The organism is Halorubrum tibetense (assembly GCF_042661865.1).
GTDB lineage: Archaea > Halobacteriota > Halobacteria > Halobacteriales > Haloferacaceae > Halorubrum > Halorubrum tibetense.
Genome location: NZ_JBHSWW010000443.1, coordinates 1 through 1,346, shown reverse-complemented (window position 1 = coordinate 1,346; position 1,346 = coordinate 1). Strand labels below are relative to the sequence as shown.

The window sequence follows — 1,346 nt, the reverse complement described above, 5'->3', positions numbered from 1 at the left end:
GTCGGGGGGCGAGCGGTGGGGTACACCGGGTGGACCCTCGCGTTCGCCGTGGCGCTGCCTCCGGACTCCGATGCCGCCGCTGGCGGGATCGAAGGTCGATACGACCGCGTCTCGGGGACCGTCGCGTCGGCCCTCGAAACCCTCGGGGCGTCCGTGATCGACGGCGAGCCGGCGGCGTCGTTCTGTCCCGGAGCCCACTCGTTACGGGTCGCCGGATCCGGCGGTAAGGTCGCTGGGGTCGCCCAACGCGTCCGGTCCGACGCGGTACTCGTTGCCGGCTGTCTGGTGGTGACGCGGGAGGAGGCGGCCGCGCTCGGATCCGTGTTGGGTCCCGTGTACGACGCACTTGAAGTCCCGTTCGACCCGGCGTCGGTCGGGTGCATCGAGGACGCGGGCGGGCCGCCGGACCACCGATCCGTCGCGCGAGCGGTCGAGTCGGGACTCGTGGCGATGGTCCGTGGTGACCGGGAACCGTGCGGGCTCCGGACGGCGGGGGGCGAGCCGAGCGACGAACCGAACCACGAGCCGGGTGACGGACGCGTCGACCCGTCGATCGAGACCGTGCGCGTCGGCTCCGAGCCCTGGTGAGCCGCCGGAGACGGTCGCGACGGCGATCGATCGGCGTGTCGAGGTTTCGACGTGCTTTTTATTCGCGGGCGTCTCGACTCGGTCATGGCTGAATTCAAAGTCGTCATCGCCGACCCCGAAACCGGCGAGACGTTCCAGCGAGAGGTCGACGGACAGGACGCGAACCGGTTCCTCGGCCGCGAGCTCGGCGACGAGATCGACGGCGACGCCGTCGGACTCTCCGGGTACACGATCGAGCTCACCGGCGGCTCCGACGAGACTGGCCGTCCGATGCGCGCCGACGTCTCCGGCACCCGCCTGAAGGAGCTCCTGCTCGAGGGTGGCGTCGGGTTCAAGCCGAGCCGCGACGGGGAGCGCAAGCGGATCACCGTCCGCGGCCGCGAGATCGACAACGACATCGCACAGATCAACGCCTCGGTCGTCGACGGTGACGGCGGGGTCGCGGCCGCGCTGGGCGAGGGCGACGCGGACGCGGACGCCGACGAGTAACCCGACTGGATGCCTCGCGTTCCCTCCGACGACGAGAGCGTCGCGTCCGTCCGTGTCGATCTCGCGCGGAGCGGCGGCACCCGCCGTCCCTGCGTACGGATCCCGACCGATGCGGAACTCGACGGCCGGGTCGAATCGGGGACGTGTGACCGGTTGGAGCTGGAGCCCGGCGACCTCGTTCGCGTCGTTATCGACGGCGACGAGCGACACGCCCGCGTCGAGTCCGACTCGCGCGGCCGGCTTCTCCGCGGCGCGTTCGACGACCGGCG

The 1,346-nt window shown here is 71.5% G+C and carries 3 protein-coding genes; all 3 read left to right on the top strand.

Annotated elements, in window-relative coordinates; all coding sequences use genetic code 11:
- A partial coding sequence (locus ACFQEU_RS15985) for a hypothetical protein (protein ID WP_379783775.1) occupies positions 1-588 on the top strand: 588 nt, incomplete at its 5' end.
- A gap of 84 nt (positions 589-672) precedes the next feature.
- On the top strand, positions 673-1,077 hold the full coding sequence (locus ACFQEU_RS15980; RefSeq protein WP_379783773.1) for a 30S ribosomal protein S6e: 405 nt from the start codon (positions 673-675) through the stop codon (positions 1,075-1,077).
- Between the two features lie 9 nt (positions 1,078-1,086).
- Positions 1,087-1,346: DUF7112 family protein (locus ACFQEU_RS15975; RefSeq protein ID WP_465261170.1), on the top strand; the 260-nt coding region annotated here is incomplete at its 3' end.